The sequence below is a fragment of the Puia sp. genome (assembly GCF_035546395.1).
Lineage (GTDB): Bacteria > Bacteroidota > Bacteroidia > Chitinophagales > Chitinophagaceae > Puia.
This window is the reverse complement of the sequence record NZ_DASZXR010000015.1, coordinates 354,503-373,786: the sequence shown is the minus strand read 5'-3', so window position 1 is coordinate 373,786 and position 19,284 is coordinate 354,503. Positions and strand designations below refer to the sequence as shown.

Sequence of the window (19,284 nt, the reverse complement as noted above, 5' to 3'; positions counted from 1 at the left end):
TTACTTTGTTCTTAAATTTAAAGAATGGAAGCAAAGGAGATAGAAGCCTTACGCGCCGCAACGGCGGGCACAGCCGAAAGGACCCATTTTAACAACGCGGGGACGTCCTTTCCACCGGATGTCGTCGTCGACACCGTCACTGCCTATTTGCGAAAAGAGGCCGTTACCGGGGGATATGAGCTGGAAGCCGCCAGTCAGCAACAGCTCGAGAACGTCTATGTCTCGATCGCGAAACTGATCAACGCCTCGGTCGAGGAGGTCACCATTGTAGAGAATGCCAGTACGGGCTGGCACCTGGCCTTTAATGGCATCGACTTCAAGCCGGGAGATGAAGTGATCACTTCGGAGATGGAATATGTCAGCAACCTGATCGGCTTTCTCAACCTGAAGAAGAGCCGCGGCATCGATATAAAGGTGATCCCAAACGATGCCGGGGGAAATTTCCCGCTGGCGGCGCTGGAAGCGGCCATTTCTCCCGCAACACGGCTTATAGCAATCACCTTTATCCCGTCTACGGCGGGTAATGTTCTGCCCGTGGCTGCGATCGGGGCAATCGCCCGCCGACACGGTATCCTTTACCTGGTGGACGGCTGCCAGGCCGCCGGTCAGCTACCCATCGACGTAGCCGACATAAAATGCGATTTTTTATCCGCAACCGGCCGGAAATATCTTCGGGGGCCGAGAGGAACAGGTTTTCTGTATGTACGCAAGGAGGTCAGAGAGCAATTGCGGGTGCTGTTCATGGATGATCATTCGGCTGCGACAGTTACCGAAACGGATTTTGTACTGAGGCCGGATGCCCGGCGTTTTGAATTGTTCGAAAAGAACCGGGCTCTTATGCTGGGTCTTGGAAAGGCGATCGACTATGCCCTCGAAGTTGGCGTGGACCGGATCTGGCAGCGGATCCAATTCCTTTCCGGCCTGTTGCGTCAAAAGCTGGTGGAAATACCCGGGGTGACCGTTCATGATCGCGGAGATATGCTCTGCGGGATCGTTACCTTTTCGGTGGCCGGCAAGGATTGCGCACAGGTAAAGAAGGAACTGTCCGAACGGAAGATCAACGTATCCATCGGCCGGGCCGGTTCGACGCTGCTGTATATGAACAAAAAACACCTGGTGTCGGTCCTGCGGGCTTCCGTGCACTATTACAATACGGAAGAAGAGATCGACCTTTTGTGCGCGGCATTGCGGGGGAAGTAGTACCTTTCTCGTTATGAACAAAGTCTTACTCCCTGCCGTCATCGCTTGCCTGGCGGCCGGCAGCGGGTGCAGCAACGAGGTACCGAAGACTCCAACGACCGACACCCTCATCGGAAAGGTTGAACTCTATGACCCTGCCGCGGCCGCGCTGATCGACAGCACGGTCACGATCGAGGTTATCGGCAGACATTACAAATGGTCCGAAGGACCTGTCTGGGTCCCGGCCAAAAAAATGCTGTTGTTCTCCGCCGTGAGGGAGAACCGCATCTACCGATGGAATGGCGCAGACACTCCGATGTTGTACCTGGAGCCTTCGGGCTATACGGACACTGCTTTCCGGGATGGCGAGAATGGGTCCAACGGGCTTGCGCTGGATCGCGAGGGCAGGCTGTTGCTTTGCCAGTCGGGCAACCGGCAGGTGGTGAGGCTCAACGCCGCTCTCGATTCACCCAAGGCCTCTTTTACGGTTCTCGCGGCCGATTACAAGGGTAAGAAATTCAACAGTCCCAATGATCTCATCGCTGACAGCAAGGACAACATCTACTTTACCGATCCTATCTACGGCCTTCCAAAACACGAGAACGACCCTACCCGCGAGCTGAGTTTCGAAGGGGTCTACCGGATCGGCAATGACGGCAAGCTAAGCCTGCTGATCGATAGCATTTCCCGGCCGAATGGCATCGCCCTATCTCCGGACGAGAAAACCTTATACGTAGGCAGTAGCGATGACCTGCATACGCGTTGGTATGCCTTTCACCTGGATACCGCGGGGGGTATCGGTAGCGGCGGAGTCCTATTGGAAGGGGCCGCGTTAAAGGCCCGCGCCACGGTCAAGCAAGGCGCTGATGGGTTCAAGATCGACAAACATGGGAACCTGTTCGCCACCGGCCCGGATGGCGTCAACATCCTTTCTCCCGAAGGAAAATTGCTGGGACTGATCCGGATATACCGCCGGCCGACCTCAAATTGTGCCTTTAATGAAACAAAAGATGTGCTTTATATCACGGCCGATGATCTTGTCCTGCGCGTGAGGATAAAGTAAAACCCCTACCTTAGGGAAAACTACCTGACTGCATGAAGCCCCACTACCCGATCCTGGATGGGTTACGCGGTACCGCCGCGATCCTTGTTGTCATCTATCATTTGTTCGAAGCGTATTATGGCGGCATCACCGCCAATCATCCCATGCGCCATGGATACCTGGCGGTTGATTTCTTTTATCTCCTTTCGGGGTTTGTCGTGGGATATGCTTATGATGACCGATGGGGCCGGATGACCATCAAGGAATTCTTCAAGATCCGGCTGACGCGGTTACACCCACTGGTTATCCTCGGCGTTATTATCGGAACCATCGGGTTCTTATACGATCCCTATACGGCATCGGCGCGGCATATCGATATTTACAAGCTATTGCTGACGATGGTTATCAGCTTCACCCTTCTGCCCTCGCCGGATATCCGGGGCTGGGGCGAGACCCATTCACTGGATGGTCCCTGCTGGTCGCTGCTGCAGGAATACATCGCCAACTTCGTGTATGCGCTTTTTGGCCGGAAGATGACAAAAGCAGTCCTTTGGGTGATCATTACGATCGGCGCCATTGCGCTGACGATCACCTCCTGCTGGCATGGCGACCTGGGTACGGGATGGGGTTATGATACTTTTTGGATAGCGGTGGTCCGCATGACCTATCCATTTTTCGCCGGCCTCCTGCTCTATCGCACCGGAAGGCTGATCCGGATGCCATCGGCTTATGCGGTATGTTCCCTTTTATTGATCGTGTTGTTCTTTATGCCCACGGGCAGGTACACCGGCATCTACGAGGCGCTCTGCATCATCTTTGCCTTCCCGGTACTGGTCTCCATGGGCGCGGGGGGTACGGTAAGCGGATGGCTTGGAAAGGTTTGCCGATTCTCGGGGGAGATATCCTACCCTATTTATATCACCCACTATCCGTTCATCTATATTTATACTGCCTGGATCGGCGAGAAAAAGCCGTCTGCAGCCCAGGTCCTGCCCGTGGCATGCGGGCTGTTCGTCTTATTCATTCTTCTTGCCTGGGCGGCATACAGACTGTACGATCTGCCGGTGCGGGCCTGGTTGAAAAGAGTTTGGCTGACCAATAAATAAAACATACTCAAAAGAGAAAACTTCTGCCTGTCGGGTTGCTCCTGAAGGCGATCACGCCGAATCCCGCGCACCTGCTGGGGCTGGGCAAACGGATGGGAAGCTGGTGGCGGACAACTGCCCCTGATACCGCATTTTGACGGGTGCGGTCTTTTCCGTAACTTAAGTTGAAATACATTTGCCATGACTAGTTTTGACACCTCTCACGTCAAGAATATAGTCTTGTTGGGTCATGCCGGCTGCGGCAAGACCACCCTGTCAGAATGTATGCTTTACGAAGCAGGACTCACCACCAGAAGAGGCACTATCGAAGAAAGAAACACAGTCAGCGATTTTTATGAATTAGAACAACAGCGGGGCAACTCCATTTTTTCCAAACTGCTTTATACGGAATGGCGGGGCTACAAGATCAATATCCTGGATACTCCAGGTTATGACGATTTCGCAGGGGATGTTCTGTCGGCGCTTCGCGTTGCCGACACTGGCATCCTGTTACTAAATGCCAATTTTGGAGTGGAAGTAGGCGCCGATCTCGCCTGGGAGTATACGGAGCGGCTGCGAACGCCGATCCTGATCGCGGTGAACAAGCTCGATCAGGACAAGGCCGACTTCGAAGGTACCGTCGCCGAAGCCCGGGAGCATTTCGGCAACAATGTCGTCGTCGTGCAGTATCCGTTGAATCAGGGTCTTGGGTTCAATATGATCGTTGATGTGCTGCGGATGACCGTCTACCGGTTTCCCACGGAAGGCGGCCGGCCGGAGAAGCTGCCGATCCCGGCGGAAGAAAGGGAGCGGGCGGACCGGCTTCACCGGGAGCTGATCGAGGCGATCGCCGGCACCGATGAAGCACTGATGGAGCGATATTTCGACAATGGAGACCTGGATGAGAATGAGATGACCCAAGGTCTGAAGAATGCGATGATCCGGCATGAGCTTTTTCCATTGTTCTGTATCTCCGCCAAAAGGAATATGGGCAGCGGACGGATCATGGGATTTATCGATGCGGTCTGCCCCGGTCCGGCTGAAATGCCGGCGCAGCGAACCCTTTCGGGGACCGCGCTTCCCTGTGATCCCGATGGGCCGCCCTGCATTTTTGTCTACAAGACCCTTTCGGAGGCGCATATCGGGGAGATGTCCTTTTTCAAGGTCTATTCGGGCCGGATCCGGCCGGGGATGGAGCTGGTGAATGAATCGAACGGAAGTACGGAGAAGATCAACCAACTCTTCGTCGTCGAGGGCGGAAAACGCATTCCCGTCAATGAGCTATCGGCGGGCGATATCGGCGCGACGATCAAGCTGAAACATACACATGTCAACAATACCCTTCATGCCTGGGGCGAGAACTTCGAGCTGGAACCGATCGAATTCCCGTCTCCGCTCATGAGCATCGCCATAGAATCAGCGCAGAAAGGCGAGGAAGAGAAGCTGGCGGGCGCCATCCACCAGGTTCGGGAAGAAGACCCGACGGTACTGCTGGAGACCTCGCAGGAGCTCAAGCAAACGATCATCCATTGCCAGGGCGAACTTCACCTGTCGGTGATCAAGTGGAAGCTGGAGCATTTCTCCAAAAACCTGCGGGCCAGCTTCAGCCGGCCACGCATACCCTACCGGGAGACGATCCGCAAACCCGTTCAATCCAGCTACCGGCACAAGAAGCAGTCGGGCGGCGCCGGTCAGTTCGGCGAGGTCTATATGCAGGTAGAGCCCTGGTTCGAAGGGATGCCCGATCCGCAGGGACTGACGGTCCGCGGGCGGGAAGAATTCCACCTGGACTGGGGCGGGAAGCTTGTCTTCCTCAACTGCGTCGTCGGGGGTGCGATCGATCAACGGTTCCTGCCTTCCATTCTGAAGGGAGTGATGGAAAAGATGCAGGAAGGCCCCCTTACCGGGTCGCATGTTCGCGACGTGCGGGTGATCGTCTACGACGGGAAGATGCACCCCGTGGATTCCAACGATATCTCTTTTAAGATCGCTGGGATGATGGCGTTTAAGTCGGCTTTCAAACAGGCCGATCCGCAGATCCTGGAACCGATCTATATCGTGACGGTGTCCTGCCCCGACGAGCAGACCGGCGGCATTATCAGCGATCTGCAAACGCGTCGCGCCATCCTGGAAGGGATGAGCACAGAGGGACATTTCAACCGGATCACGGCGCGGGTGCCACTGGCGGAGATGCACGACTATTATTCCTCGCTCCGCAGCCTTACCCAGGGACGGGCGAAATTCCGGATGAAATTCCAGGAATATGCCGCGGTTCCGGCGGAGATCCAGCGCCGGTTGATCGATGAATACTCAAAAACTTCGGAGCATGCGGCTGTATAGGTATTGTTCGCTTGTCATTGGTTTAACTCTTTGCTTTGGAACGGCTCTTGCCCAGAAGGAAGACGCGGCGGTGGACAGCGCCCTTGCACATTTACCCGATGTCCGGGTCATCAACAAGACGTTCGAGGGGTCGCCGCGCCATGTCGAATACCAGTTAGCCATTCTGCAACCGATAGATCATTCCAATCCCGCAAAAGGAAGTTTTTATCAGCAGCTGCACCTAATCCACCGGGGATTTGCCCGGCCGATGATCATGGAGACCGAGGGATATACCGGTCGCAACAATGGCAACGAGCTCGAAAAGATCTTTGACTGCAACGACCTGGATGTCGAGTTCAGGTATTTCAACAAATCGCGGCCCGATTCCCTGCAATGGGAGTACCTGAACTTCGAGCAGGCCACAGCCGATCTCCACCATATCAACCAGGTGTTCCGGACGCTGTATACCAACAAATGGATCAGCACCGGTATCAGCAGGGGCGGCGAGACTGCGCTTACCTACCGGTATTTCTTCCCGGAAGATGTGGATGCGACGGTGGCTTACGTCGCGCCAATGCCCAATGACATAGAGGACAAACGCATCTATGCTTTCCTGGATACGGCCGGCGGACCGGTGTATTCGGCCCGGTTAAAGAACGTGCAGGTATTCCTGTTGCAGCACGAGAGCGAGGCGCTGGCGCATATTCCGTCGTCCTCTCGGGCACTGCATTATACGGCGGTAGGCGGGATGGATGTCGCCTATGAGTACGCGGTAATGGAATATCCTTTCTCTTTCTGGCAGGTCAGCGATATTGCCCCGAAGGATATCCCGACGAATGAGAGGCTGAACGACTATTTACGGCACATGTTGGAGGTGCTTGGCGGCGGTCTCGGGGAATTCTCGGACGAGGAGGGCGTCGAGCCTTATCTCCCGCATTCCTATATGACCTATCAGACGGGATACTATAAATACAACCTGGCGCCTTTTCGCAACTACCTGCACCGGCTTAACGGGGAGAATCCTTTCGCGGCCGTGTTGCCGGCAAGCGTTCCCCGCAGGGCATATGATCCGGAGTTCGAGAAAAAAGTGACGGACTGGCTGGCGAGGAGCGGAAATAATATCCTTTATATCTACGGTGGCCGTGATACCTGGACGGCGTGCAGACAAGAGCTGGGTCCTGATGTTCATGCGAAGCGGTTCGTGGTGCCGGGCGCCAATCATGGGATGGCCCGGATCCGGTTCATGCCGGATGCTATGAAGCAGGATTTTGCCGGCTCGCTGGAGACGATGACGGGGTTAAAGGCGGATCTTGGGGTGTTGAAATGAGCCAGTCCTTTATTTTGATCCTTCGTGATAATCCTGCTCGGTATTGATCGACCAGATGTTCGATTTGTCGGTCACGCCTGCAACGATATTATCCACCGCCACCATGGCCGTCAGCATAGAATGATCGGCATTATTGTATTTGTGCATCCCGTTGCGGCCGACGAGATAAAGATTGTCGAGTCCATCGACAAAGTTCCGGATGACCTCAAACCGGTCATAGGTGCCGAAATAGGCCGGGTAGGTCTTCTCCATGCGAATAAGCGTGGCGTCCAGCAGGTCTTCCTTGCGGGCAAGCCCGATCTTCTCCAATTCGCCGATCGCCGTTTCCTTGATAGCGGCATCGGATTGCTCCCAGAAACCATCGCCTTTTTTACAGAAGTATTCCATTCCGATCCAGCTGGTGCCGGCATCTTTTACCAAATAGGGACTCCAGTTGTTAAAGATCTGCAGCCTGCCTACCCCCACGTCCTTTTCCTGGATATAGATCCAGGTATCCTCGAGGCTAAGCTTCCGATGACCGCCCGCCGCCTTGTCCGCAACGGTGAACTGCTTTAGCAGCAGACCTACGGTGATGAAATCCCTGTACTGCAGACCGGCAGCCACCTGTTTCACCTCGGAGGGCACGTCCCCTTCCATCCCGGCGATGAGTTCGTTGACGGGCATGGAAGAAAAGAAGTAATCGCCTTCCCAGCTTTGTATTTCTCCTGTCCGGGTGTCGACAGATCGGACAGCCGTTACCCGGTCTTTGCCGTTGGCTATGCCTGCGAGGTTTTGATGGAAGACGATGGTTCCTCCCAGGCTTTCAACCTGGCGGGCCACCTCCTCCCAGAGCTGCCCCGGCCCCAACTTTGGATAAAGGAACCGTTCGATCTGGCTGGTCTCGACATCTTTTTGGGCCAGGTCCATGTTTTTCCGCTTTCTCAGCGCGTGAGCAACCGCCTTGCTGACCGACACTCCTTTGATCCTCTGGGCGCCCCACTCCGCCGATATCTCTCGGCAGCTGACCCCCCACACCTTCTCGGTATAGTCCTTGAAGAATGTCTTGTACAGGGTTTTGCCAAAACGATTGATCATGAAATCCTCGAGCGTTCTTTCTTTTCGGCGCGGGAATAGCCGGGCCATTGTGTAGGAGAAAGCAATACCGATGGTCCGCGAGAGCCCCAGTTTGCGAAGAGTGCTGACAGAAAGCTTGAGCGGGTAATTAAAGAATCGGCGCAGAAAGTAAATTCGTGACAAACGGCGGCGCAGCAACATCACCTTGTCTTTGTCGACGGGTGTCGCGCGAACGCCCTGGCCGGCATTCAGCGTATGGGAGCGGTTTTGGTAGCGAATGTTTACTTCCCCCTCCGTTCCCGGCTCCAGCGGAATGAATCGCAACCACCATTCCATGACCCTGTCCGACTTGGAAAAAAACCGATGTCCGCCGATGTCGATGCGGTTGCCCTTGTAGTTCACTGTCTTGGATATCCCGCCGATATCCCCGGTCTTTTCCAGGATGATCGGCTTTATGTCCGTCCTTGTCAGTAATTCGTAGGCCGCCGTTAGACCGGCGGGCCCGGCTCCAATGATAATGGCCTTTTTCACTTAATTGGTTGCGGTTGTTGCTTGGAGCGTGAAAATAGGATAATTTTCTCTTGCCCGATATTTTACTGCTCCTACGAATCAGCTTAGTAATTCAATATATCCGTCCGTCCCATTCACCCGGATCCTCTGGCCGTCTTTGACCAATCGACTGGCATTCTCGACGCCGACTACCGCCGGCAAACCATATTCCCGGGCGATAACGGCGCCATGTGTCATCTGTCCGCCGACTTCAGTGACCAGGCCTTTTATCGAGATGAACAAAGGGGTCCAGCTGGGATCGGTAAAGGGTGTGACCAGGATATCTCCTTCTTCCAGGTCCGCGTCTTCGATGTTCAGGACGACCCTTGCCCGCCCTTCGACGATCCCGGAGGAAACAGGCAGGCCCGGGATCGCGCCAGCCGGCAGATGTTCGCCATTGTAGCGACCGGAGAGGATCTCGCCTTCAGAGGTCATTACCCGCGGGGGAGTCAAGCGCCCATAGGATCGGAATTCCTCCTTCCGCTTATCGATCATCGGATAGTCTACGTAGTTAGCACCTATTACATCACGCAGCTCTTCAAAACTAAGGTAGTATATATCCTCTTTCTCCTGAAGGACTCTCGTCTGCACAAGGCGTGCCGCCTCTTTCAACAAAGCCTGTTTATAGACGAAGTAGCGGCTGACGATGTCGTATTTGGGGTATTCGCGATATCCAATGAGATTCCGGAGCAGGCCGATCATGCGCTTTGTCTCCGCAGCCTTTTGTTCTCCATCCGGCAGCTGTTTCAATTTTTCGATCAGGTCTTTTTCTTTTTTTAACGCTTCCTGTCGTCCCTGTTCAAATCTCAGATGGGCTGCCCCCCGCTCACAACTTTTGACATTGTTAAGGATCATCGGTAAAAGTGTCGTTGGCCTCTCGCTCCATCGGGGTCTTGTGATATCGATCTCGCCGGTGCATCGCATGCCGTACTTGTCCAGGTAATTCAGGATCGCTTGCCGGGCTTCCTGTCCGCCGTTGAATTTGGCCAACTGATCCAGAAAACCATCCTCTGTAACGTTTTGCAAATAAGTGACTACCTCCGGATAGGGACGGATCACATCCGCAACATCCAAGAGGTCCAATCCCATTTCCGAAGTAATATTGTTGGGTACGGATTGCGTCAACGCATCCGCCGCGTTCTTTTCACCTAACCACTCCTTCATTTTGTCGTTGATCCATGACGAGGCGTTCATGGCGGTCATGAAGACGCCAAAGCTCTGCGGATCGGACATGTTCTTCTTTAACATCCGGATGTCTTCGAGGATAAAATCCATCAGGCCGGTCCCGGCTTTTGTCCGGATCTTTTGCTTTAGGTCGTCGATCGAGGTCTGACTGCGTCTGATCAGGGTTGCAACGATGGCCGGGTCATAATCTTTCAGCGTCTGGAAATCCGGGGATGGATTTCCTTTGTTGTCTCTTTCTTCGACGCTTGCTGCTTCCAATCTTATAAAACCTTCCCGATCGAGGATGGTCGTGAGCGCGCCTTTGATCAGCGGATCGGATTTTCCAAGGACTTCCACGAGCATATGTCTCTTCGCAGGTGACGTCAATTCCGGCGTGACATCAACAAACCATCTTCCGCCGGCCGTCTTCATGGAACGAGACGCTGTGAGCTGCCGAAAGGAGATCCCCAGTGGCTTTACGGGGTCGGTCATCATTTGCTGATGGCCGACCGATACGTAAACGTGATTTTCATCATCGGCTTCTTCCGGAACGGGATATAACGTAGTGATCGGCCGGCTTTGGACGATGTAACATTGGTCATCCACCAGGCACCATTCGATGTCCTGGGGATACCCGAAATGTTTTTCGATCTTTCTTCCGATTCGTTCAAGCTGTGCAATTTGCCCGTCCGTCAGCACCTGCCTGTTTTGTTGGATCTTCTTATTGATGATCTTGCCGTCACGCACCTTATAGATGTCCGGATTCACCAGTCCTGAGACAAGTGCCTCGCCCAGCCCGAAGCCGGCATCGATGGAGAGCACCTTTCGGTTGGACGTGACGGGATCGGCCGTGAACAAGATACCCGCAGCCTCCGCAAAGACCATTTTCTGGATCACTACAGCCAGCAAGACCTTGCGATGGTCGATGGCGTTTTGATGACGATAGGTGACAGCCCGCCCGGTAAACAAGGATGCCCAGCATTTACTGATATGTTTTAGGATCGCATCCCTTCCTATGATGTTCAACCAGGTATCCTGCTGACCTGCAAAAGATGCAGTGGGCAGGTCTTCGGCTGTGGCGCTGGATCGTATCGCAAAGGCGTCATCCTCTTTAAACTCTGAGAGACCGGCTTTGATCGCTTCCGCTATCTGCGCGGGAATGGGGGTTTCCCCGATGATCGCGCGGATCTTTGCGCTGATTGATTTGACTTTTTCCCTGTCCTCTGATTGTAGCCGGGCCAGATCTTCCAGCAGGCCGTTGAGTTGCCGATCGCATCCGGTAATTGCTTTGTACGCTTCGGTCGTGATGCAAATACCTTCCGGTACCTGTATCCCATCGATCTTGCATAGCTCGCCCAGGTTGGCGCCCTTTCCTCCAGCGATCATCAACTTTGTTTTGTCGATCTCCGCAAAACGAAGTACGTACTTGACCATTATTTTCCAGATTTTTTGGAGATACAAAGTAGGCAAAGCGGGCAAAAGAAAGAAAGCTTATCTGACAAACAATACGGTGGCCTTCGATGTTAAATTTCAAAGCGTCTTACCTGGGATCGAAATCAATTACAGACTGGGGGCCCAAAAGACGATGTCGCAAAACAATCCGTAATTTGTCATGACAATCGTCAATATAATGATTTTCTTATGAAGATTACGGTACTCGTCTCCCGCCTGCTCCTTGGGTTTCTCTACCTGGTGTTCGGCCTCGATTATTTTCTGCGTTTTATCCCCTATCAGCCGCCGCAGCATCCCGGGGCAGCAGGGGTTTTTAAGGCAGGCCTCCTGGCTGCCGGTTATTTTTATCCCATGCAAAAAGTCATTCAAATCGCGGGGGGACTCTCTTTGCTGTCCAATTGGTACGCTCCCTTTTTCGCCGTCGTCCTTTTCCCTATCAGTGTCAACGTATTTCTTTTCCACACCCTGCTGGTGCCTTCCGGCTGGCTGATGGGTGTTCTGCTTTTGGTGCCTAATCTGTTGCTGGGCCTTGGCTACCGGTCCTGTTATCGTGGCCTTTTTACCGCCAGACCCAAGGTCTGACGTTACTCCGACCGAAGGCTTTTCACCGGGTTGGCCAAAGCGGCTTTCACCGACTGGAAACTTACGGTTCCCAGGGAAGCCAGATCATAGTAGCCGCTATGAAAAAAAGGAGGTCCCAAGCGCTGGGAATTTGCAGAAAATTATAAAATATTTCAGTAGTTTAACAAGGAATACATCCCAAAATGCAAGGTTATCCCACTAAGCCGACTGCGATCTTTTTTATTTTTGCATCGGGTGTGCTGTTTTCCTGTAAAACGCCACCGGTAAAGCAATATGGCTTTCTTACGATGCTTGGTCACGATACGATCTCGATAGAGAATATAACCCGCCAGGGCAATACTTTAACAAGCGATGAAGTGGACCGTTTTCCCCGAGTGCGCATCCGCCATACCGTGGTCAACCTTGACGACGACGGCAGTATACGACACCTTGCAATGGATATTCATACTCCCAGTGAACCCTCCGGTCAGCGGGATCGGAAAGTAGTTGCCGATGTCGCTAATAACAAGGTGCACCTTTCGAAAACGGATAGTACCGGTACGGTTATTCGGGATTTTCCAACGGGTGGCGCCATTATAGTGGCACATGTCCCGCAAATGTATAGTCTCTATGAGCTGTACTTTGCCGCGGCGGCGAAGCGGTCGGCGGCATCAAAGCTCGCGGCGGGCAGTCACGTGCCGATGAGGCAGTTTTATATTGACCGGGAATTTGACCGGTTCCCCTTGGGCGAAGCCACTGTAACCCCTCTTGGGAACGGAAAGGCAGAGGTCACGCATGACTGGCTTTCCGGAACCGGCGAGGCTACCATGGATTCCGGCTACAATATGCTCAGCTATTCGGGCGCCCGGACTACCTACAAAGTGGAGGTAAAGCAATTGGCTGCAGCCCCGGATATAAAAGGTATTGCCGGCCGTTTCGAGGAAAAAGAAGCGGAAGGTGGCAGCGTAAGATCGCTAAGCGTTCAGGATTCTCTCCGGGCGCAAATCGGCAAAGCTATATTCACGGTCGAATACAGCAGGCCGCTGTTGAGGGGACGAACGCTGCTGGGCGATGTGATCCCTTACGACCGTGTATGGAGAACAGGGGCCAATGCGGCTACGTCGTTTACGACCTCGACCCCGATAAAGCTTGGCGGGATGCTGGTCCCTGCGGGCAAGTATACGTTGTTTACCGCGCCGCATACGACTGGTGTCGATTTGATCGTGAGCAAGCGGACCGGGGAATGGGGTACGGAGTACACTCCTTCCCAGGACCTGGGGAGAGCAAGGATGATCAGTGAGGTTGCCACTGCCCCCGTGGAGGAGTTTACGATCGCTATTCTTCCCGGTGATGACCGTCATGGCAAACTCGTGCTCGAATGGGGTTCATTCCGATGGATCGCGCCGATCGAGGTGCAGTAAGATGTTCTTCAAAACCCATCGAAATGAAAAAAATAATACCCGCCCTTCTATTATTTTTCCTGGCTATCTCACCGGCTTTGTTTGCACAGCAAAACAAGTACACGGATAGTATAGAGAAAAAAATCCAACTCGTCATTAGGAATCTCAGATCGAATATTGAGGTGGAAGGTGAGCCGGAGTGGACTTTGGAGGAGAGAATGAAATTTTATCATGTCAATGGGGTTTCCATCGCATTGATCAGAAACTTTAAGATGGAATGGGCACGCGGTTTTGGTTGGGCAGATAGTGCGGAACAGCGCCCTGTAACACCGGCAACACTTTTTCAGGCAGGTTCCATCAGCAAATCCTTAAACGCCGTGGGCGTTTTGAGGCTGGCGCAGGAGGGAAAATTGAATTTATACAGGGACATCAATGGCTATCTCAAATCATGGAAATTCCCTTACGATTCCCTGTCGCATGGAAAGAAAATTACAATCGCCAATCTTTTAAGCCATACCGCGGGGTTGACCGTTCATGGGTTTCCCGGATATGAAAAGGGGGAACCCATACCGTCTTTGCAGCAGGTTTTAGACGGTATCAAACCGGCCAATACGGCTGCGGTCCGCTCTGCCTTTGAGCCTTCGCTCAGATCGGAATATTCCGGCGGTGGAACGATGATCTCCCAGATGATCGTGCAAGACGTATCGAATCAGTCTTATGCTGATTATATGCGCGATAACGTGTTGCAACCGATGGGCATGAACAATAGTAGTTACCGTCAGCCGCCTTCCGCGGAGAATCAAAAGATACTGGCTACTGCCTATTATGACGATGGCAAAGAAGTGAAGGGAAAATATCATATTTATCCCGAACAGGCAGCTGCAGGTTTTTGGACGAATCCCACCGACCTGGCGAAATACGTGATTGAAATGCAATTATCCCTGCAGGGCCAATCGAACAAAGTGCTTACCGCAGAATATACCAGGCTCATGCTAACTCCTTATATCGACAAGTCCGCTGCACTGGGCGCATTTATTGATAGTAAAGGAGGCGAAAAATATTTTAGTCATAATGGTAAGGACGAAGGTTTCGTTGCCCGCTACTGTGGAAGTTTTGATGGTGGCAACGGTGTTATAATAATGACAAACACAGACGATTTCCGGATCATCAACGAAATAGAGAACAGCGTTGCCAGTGTTTATAGGTGGAAGGATTACTACAAGCCGTTCATGACCTTGAAAAAAAGGATCATCGCCAATAATGTTTTAGAATCTTATGTTGGACAATATCGGATCACCGTTGAAGAGTCGGGGCAATATATATTAAGACCGGGAGGGTTATTCACCGTCTCCAAGCAAGGTCTTCAATTGAGGGCACGATCAGGGGATGGTCCCACTATCGATATCTACCCCGATACTGAAAATGTATTTTTCCCAAAAACCTCAGACACGGACATTACGTTCGTAAAGGACGATAAAGGCGGCATTGCAAAGATCATCATCCATGAGAATGGGAAATATATTGAATGCCAAAAGGTCAAATAGTCAGTCTGTTTTCAAACTTTGTACTGTGTTCGTCATCACCTGGGCGATGTGGTCATATCGATAAAGGAATGGAGTCGGTTCTTTGCCAGGTTGCGCCAGGCGATCCGCAGATAGTTTTTGAGCATCGCAGTAGTTTTTTTTACAATGGAAGGTTTATGGGGCTTTTCGGGGCAAAGTCGGCTGGGAAACCTCGTTTGTTGCTTTGGGACCGGGTAAAATTGCAAAAATCGGCCAAGCCTGTCACCCCAAACAATTAATACATTGATTTATCGTTGACTATGAAAGAAACCAATATCCCCGCGACGATGAAAGCAATTCTTGTGTTGTTTTTACTGCCCTTGCAGCTCTTTTCCCAGGATCTTTCGGGAATTTGGGTGGGAACCATCGCCACCTCCGAAACACAAATGCCATTTGAGCTGGCAATCAACCAGGATATGACCGGTTATTCGATGATCACCTTTCAGTATAAAGGGGCTGAAAAAGTAGCCGTCAAGAAAATTAACCTCATTCGCAAGGACAGCACTTTTACTATTTCGGATGATAAAGTGATCTACAATAATTTTGAGACCCGGTCCCGCAGCATCAAAACATTTTGTGAATTCTCCGTTAAGATGGTGGATACCACAATGGTTTTGAGCGGCGCCTTTCACACCCGAACGCGGGACCTGCGGAAGGGTGACGAGGATCTTGCCACAGGAACCATCACGCTTCAAAAGCAAAATCGCCAGGCCCAGACAAGGTTGATTGGAAAACTCGACACGTTGAAATTGTCAAATACCCTTGTGTTTTCGAGTCCTACTGTGGCTATAAAAGAAAACCCGATAGTGGCAGTAGCCGAAAAAGGGCCCTCTTCGGTGGTCGAAAGCGGGGACCCGGCGGTGGCGAGGAAAGAGGCCCCTGTTGAGCCCGCGAAAGAAGCCTCAGCTGTGCCCGAGAAAGAAACCCCGCCGGCGGCCGGAACAGGGGCATCTGTGGAGGCGGCAAATCCCGTGAAAGATTTGACAGCCGTTAAAGTGCGGCAACGAGCGACCAATAATACTATTGCCACTCCAGCTGCCATTCCCACTGTTCCAAAAATCATTGCGCCCGCAGCGGAGATTTCGTCACGAAAAACAGAAGTCATTCGTACGATCGATTTCAAATCCGACAGCCTTACCTTGGTATTGTATGATAATGGCATTGTTGATGGAGACACGGTAAGTGTGGTGTTGAATGGGGAAGTGATCATTCCAAAACAGCGCCTTGAGGAACAGGCCTATCGAAAAGTCATAAAAATCCCGCCCGGTTCGGGTGATTCTCTGCAACTGGTGATCTATGCAGAAAACCTCGGCACCATTCCGCCGAATTCAGGTTTGCTAATTATTGAAGACGGCTCCGACCGTTACGAGGTAGGATTCGAGGGAGATTTGAAAAAGAGCTCCGCGGTGAGATTGAGGCGGAAGCAGTAATTTGTTTCTTGTCATAGGGACTACATTTCTTTTCACATCAGGTCTATCGGACGAGGAAGACAGGAAGGCTTAATAACGTTGTTTTACTTTGCACTTCGCTATTTCTTATCTTATCGGTCATTAGTCAAGTGAAGGGATTTACACGCTTAACAATTCCAACATTGTGATTGCTACCGTCAACCATTTCACTGCAGTCTCCCTGCATTCAACCTGGGTATATTTATAGCCAGCACAAAAAAGGCTTTCGTATACCCTGACGGTTACATTATCATTATGGAAGAACTCAAAAAAATCGGTGACGAATTGCTCCAGGAAATAACGGAGCAGCTATTGAAGATCAGATTAGACAAGCCGGACCCGGAACATTGGTCGCAAGCGTCAGTGCCCTATTTGCAGCAATGCCTTGAGCGGTTATATCAGGCTATGATAAGATATCCCTTTGCAAAGCGCACTGAAGAAATTCACTTTTTCAAACACATCAAGCCCGCGGTTATGGCGCAGCTCATCTTTATGTGCGAAGTGCATAACAAAGAGATATACAGACCGAACAGCAGCATTGACAAGGCAACGCGATACCTGGTGAATGAGCTGGTTAAAATAGATGGATTCTTTACGCGCAATAATGTTTTATATGATTATTACAAGGAAAAGCTGGACGGAAGTGATATCATCTTTTTCGTGAGAAATGTGAAAGATCGTTTTAACTTCCGTGATTTACCTATCGAAGTTGATCCGGTTTATTATTACGGGCCAAAAGATTTTTCCACGGGATTAGATTTTATGTTCGCCAAATTCAGAGCGTATGAAATGCTGCGTGATCATTTGGAGATTGAGTTGGAAGCTCTGCAAATTACTGATGTGCCACCGGATGAATTGAAATTCACCGGTAGCCCTGCGGATTTTGTGCAGTTGGTCGAAATATTCGGAGTGAAGGTCAGGCCGGTCGATCCTGATACCGGTGAACCGATGACCGAACAAAAGCTGTTTGAATTTTTGAAGCAGGCCTTCAACCCGAGCCTGCCCAATGGACTCGATTTCAATACGCTTAAACTGATCAGCGGTAACAGTGACTTGATTGAACAGATGTCAGAAGCATTGAAAAGGAAATATAAACAATGGGAAGATGAGGAAAGGGATATCGACTATCGTAAAGATGAAGATGTGCCTGGTGATGGCGATTAATACTTAGCGAAACAAAACCCCTTGAGTTGCAGCGGGTTGAAACGAGTGTAGTCCCGACAGGAATCGAACCTGTATCAAAAGTTTAGGAAACTTCTATTCTATCCATTGAACTACGGGACCGGCCTGCATCATCGGGACCGGCGGCCAACGCGGCACGCCGAAATCGCGAGCAAGGGTCGCAAAAATAAGGCATTTTTTTTTAGCTTGGGGATATTCCTTACTTTGACCGCACAACAAAACGAATTTCCATGAATCGATTGATACTGCCGGGATTAGGCCGGCATTTGGCGGCGGTTGCGGCGGCGGCGCTGCTGACATTCTCGGCCAGGGCACAGGGCCCCCATTTCAGCCATCAAACCATCTTTGTAACGGACCTTGACCGGTCGGCGAATTTCTATGAGAAGGTGATGGAGCTGAAACGCATCGCGGAGCCTTTCCATGACGGCAAGCACGTCTGGTTCGCACTGGGAGGTCATGGGCAACTGCACGTCGTCAGCGGAGCGAAGGAGGATGTTCCGCATGACATCAATATCCACCTTGCTTTCAGCGTCCCTTCGATGGCGGCCTTTACGAAACACCTGGATGCGGCGGGAGTAAAGTACGGAGACTGGTCCCAGAAGAACAAGACCCCCCAGGTGCGGCCGGATAAGGTGCTGCAAATCTACCTCCAAGACCCCGACGGGTACTGGCTCGAGGTCAATGATGATAAATTTTGATGTGCGGCGGCCATAGCCCTATCTTTGCACACCCCGAACGAATCGAGGGGTAAATGCACGGACTATGAAATTTTATAATATCGTCATCAAATATCGCCTGCCCCTGGCCATCGTTTTCCTGGTCCTTGCGATCGCGGCCAATATCTATGCAGGCTTCTGGCCGGCGTTCCTCCCTTACCTGATCGCGGTGATCCTGCTCTTCGGGTATTTCTTCTTCGGCCCATTAAGGCTGATCCAGGAACATATGGAAGCGGGGGACATGGACGCAGCCGAAAAGGTGCTCAATTCCGTCAAGTTCCCCAACCTGCTCTACAAACCCATCCGCTCCGTTTACTATACCCTCAAGGGCAACATCGCCATGATGAAGCAGGACTTCACTGCGGCGGAGAAGAATATGAAGAAAGGGCTCGACCTGGGTATGCCCATGAAAGAGGCGGAAGGCGCCAGCCTGCTGCAAATGGGCATGCTCGCCATGCAAAAGAACGATCTCAAACAAGGCGAAAGCTATATCCGCCAGGCCATCCGCAAGGGTCTCCCCGACAAGGAAAACCAGGCCGCGGCCTTCCTTCAGCTCTGCTCCATCATGATGACCAAGCGCGAATTCCGCGCCGCCAAGGATTTCTTCCGCAAGGCAAAAGCACTGAAGCCCACGACGCCGCAGATCGTGAGCCAGATCAAAGAGATAGAGAGGTATATTTCGAGAATCCCAGGTTAGGGCTTAGGGGAAGATTTGCCGGATTGGCAAAAAAAGACCAGACTAAGTCTGGCGCAGAGGGAATATTCTGAATTTGATTTATTGAATTGACGGGCATAGGCGCATTTTGCGTCCTGCAGGGGCAATCGGCCGCCTAGTGTTTCACCGCCCCGGAGCCCGGGGATGTCACGCAATCCACCATCTGCCGGAGCGTCCGCAGGGAAAGGCTATTCTTCTCCAGGAAATCAAAGCTTCCATATTGCAGGAACACTTCCTTGGTATTCAACCCCTTCTGACTCGAGAACAGGATCACATAAACATTGGGATCGAAGTCCCGGACCCGCTGCAGGGTATCCAGACCATTCATTTTCCCGTCCAGGTTATAGTCAAGGACGATGACGGAGGGGTGCTTATCCAGTTCGAGAATACAGGATTCCCCGTTTGTGTAGAAGTGAATATTGCTGCTGATAGACTCTAATTCCTTAGCGATAAGGCTTTGATAGATGACGTTATCCTCAACAACAAAGATCACAGGTTGCTGGCTAAATTCCATGATTAGTAGTGCTGTA

Annotated in this window: 15 protein-coding genes and 1 tRNA gene; 12 read left to right on the top strand and 4 right to left on the bottom strand. The window is 51.9% G+C overall.

Annotation, left to right across the window (positions count from 1 at the left end):
- Positions 1–24 precede the first annotated feature (24 nt).
- The 5 genes from VHE34_RS19560 to VHE34_RS19540 all read left to right on the top strand — a co-directional run bounded on the left by VHE34_RS19560 (position 25) and on the right by VHE34_RS19540 (position 6,952).
- Positions 25–1,200 (top strand): aminotransferase class V-fold PLP-dependent enzyme, encoded by a 1,176-nt coding sequence (locus tag VHE34_RS19560; protein ID WP_325590742.1) that lies wholly within the window; start codon positions 25–27, stop codon positions 1,198–1,200.
- A 13-nt stretch (positions 1,201–1,213) separates the two neighbouring features.
- Positions 1,214–2,242, top strand: a complete 1,029-nt coding sequence (locus tag VHE34_RS19555; protein ID WP_325590740.1) for an SMP-30/gluconolactonase/LRE family protein — start codon at positions 1,214–1,216, stop codon at positions 2,240–2,242.
- A gap of 32 nt (positions 2,243–2,274) precedes the next feature.
- Positions 2,275–3,327 (top strand): acyltransferase, encoded by a 1,053-nt coding sequence (locus VHE34_RS19550; RefSeq protein ID WP_325590737.1) that lies wholly within the window; start codon positions 2,275–2,277, stop codon positions 3,325–3,327.
- Positions 3,328–3,507: 180 nt separating this feature from the next.
- Positions 3,508–5,646 (top strand): elongation factor G, encoded by a 2,139-nt coding sequence (locus tag VHE34_RS19545; RefSeq protein ID WP_325590735.1) that lies wholly within the window; start codon positions 3,508–3,510, stop codon positions 5,644–5,646.
- On the top strand, positions 5,633–6,952 hold the full coding sequence (locus VHE34_RS19540; protein ID WP_325590733.1) for a S28 family serine protease: 1,320 nt from the start codon (positions 5,633–5,635) through the stop codon (positions 6,950–6,952). Before VHE34_RS19545 ends, VHE34_RS19540 begins: the two co-directional genes overlap by 14 nt.
- A gap of 9 nt (positions 6,953–6,961) precedes the next feature.
- Here the strand turns inward: VHE34_RS19540 and VHE34_RS19535 are convergent, their stop codons facing one another.
- Together VHE34_RS19535 and ppsA are read right to left on the bottom strand one after the other, a co-directional pair.
- Positions 6,962–8,536 (bottom strand): NAD(P)/FAD-dependent oxidoreductase, encoded by a 1,575-nt coding sequence (locus tag VHE34_RS19535; RefSeq protein WP_325590731.1) that lies wholly within the window; start codon positions 8,534–8,536, stop codon positions 6,962–6,964.
- 78 nt (positions 8,537–8,614) lie between these two features.
- Positions 8,615–11,152, bottom strand: coding sequence for a phosphoenolpyruvate synthase (ppsA, locus tag VHE34_RS19530; protein WP_325590729.1), 2,538 nt, complete (start codon positions 11,150–11,152; stop codon positions 8,615–8,617).
- 207 nt (positions 11,153–11,359) lie between these two features.
- Between ppsA and VHE34_RS19525 the strand changes: the two genes are divergently transcribed.
- The 5 genes from VHE34_RS19525 (at position 11,360) to VHE34_RS19505 (ending at position 17,305) form a co-directional block, all read left to right on the top strand.
- Positions 11,360–11,752, top strand: a complete 393-nt coding sequence (locus VHE34_RS19525; RefSeq protein ID WP_325590727.1) for a hypothetical protein — start codon at positions 11,360–11,362, stop codon at positions 11,750–11,752.
- Positions 11,753–11,934: 182 nt separating this feature from the next.
- A complete protein-coding gene (locus VHE34_RS19520; RefSeq protein WP_325590724.1) occupies positions 11,935–13,152 on the top strand; it encodes a DUF2911 domain-containing protein in 1,218 nt (405 codons plus the stop codon).
- Between the two features lie 23 nt (positions 13,153–13,175).
- Positions 13,176–14,675, top strand: a complete 1,500-nt coding sequence (locus tag VHE34_RS19515) for a serine hydrolase domain-containing protein (protein ID WP_325590722.1) — start codon at positions 13,176–13,178, stop codon at positions 14,673–14,675.
- Between the two features lie 278 nt (positions 14,676–14,953).
- On the top strand, positions 14,954–16,123 hold the full coding sequence (locus tag VHE34_RS19510) for a hypothetical protein (protein ID WP_325590719.1): 1,170 nt from the start codon (positions 14,954–14,956) through the stop codon (positions 16,121–16,123).
- 273 nt (positions 16,124–16,396) lie between these two features.
- The gene (locus VHE34_RS19505) at positions 16,397–17,305 is read left to right on the top strand and encodes an RteC domain-containing protein (protein ID WP_325590717.1); all 909 of its coding nucleotides are present in this window, start codon (positions 16,397–16,399) and stop codon (positions 17,303–17,305) included.
- A 48-nt stretch (positions 17,306–17,353) separates the two neighbouring features.
- On the opposite strand, the gene VHE34_RS19500 is transcribed toward VHE34_RS19505, so the two are convergent.
- Positions 17,354–17,425 (bottom strand) — tRNA-Arg (locus VHE34_RS19500).
- A gap of 128 nt (positions 17,426–17,553) precedes the next feature.
- Between VHE34_RS19500 and VHE34_RS19495 the strand changes: the two genes are divergently transcribed.
- Positions 17,554–18,021: a VOC family protein gene (locus VHE34_RS19495; protein WP_325590714.1), complete on the top strand. Its 468-nt coding sequence runs from the start codon at positions 17,554–17,556 to the stop codon at positions 18,019–18,021.
- 64 nt (positions 18,022–18,085) lie between these two features.
- Positions 18,086–18,736 (top strand): hypothetical protein, encoded by a 651-nt coding sequence (locus VHE34_RS19490; protein ID WP_325590712.1) that lies wholly within the window; start codon positions 18,086–18,088, stop codon positions 18,734–18,736.
- A gap of 133 nt (positions 18,737–18,869) precedes the next feature.
- Here the strand turns inward: VHE34_RS19490 and VHE34_RS19485 are convergent, their stop codons facing one another.
- Positions 18,870–19,268, bottom strand: a complete 399-nt coding sequence (locus VHE34_RS19485; protein ID WP_325590710.1) for a response regulator — start codon at positions 19,266–19,268, stop codon at positions 18,870–18,872.
- Positions 19,269–19,284 lie beyond the last annotated feature (16 nt).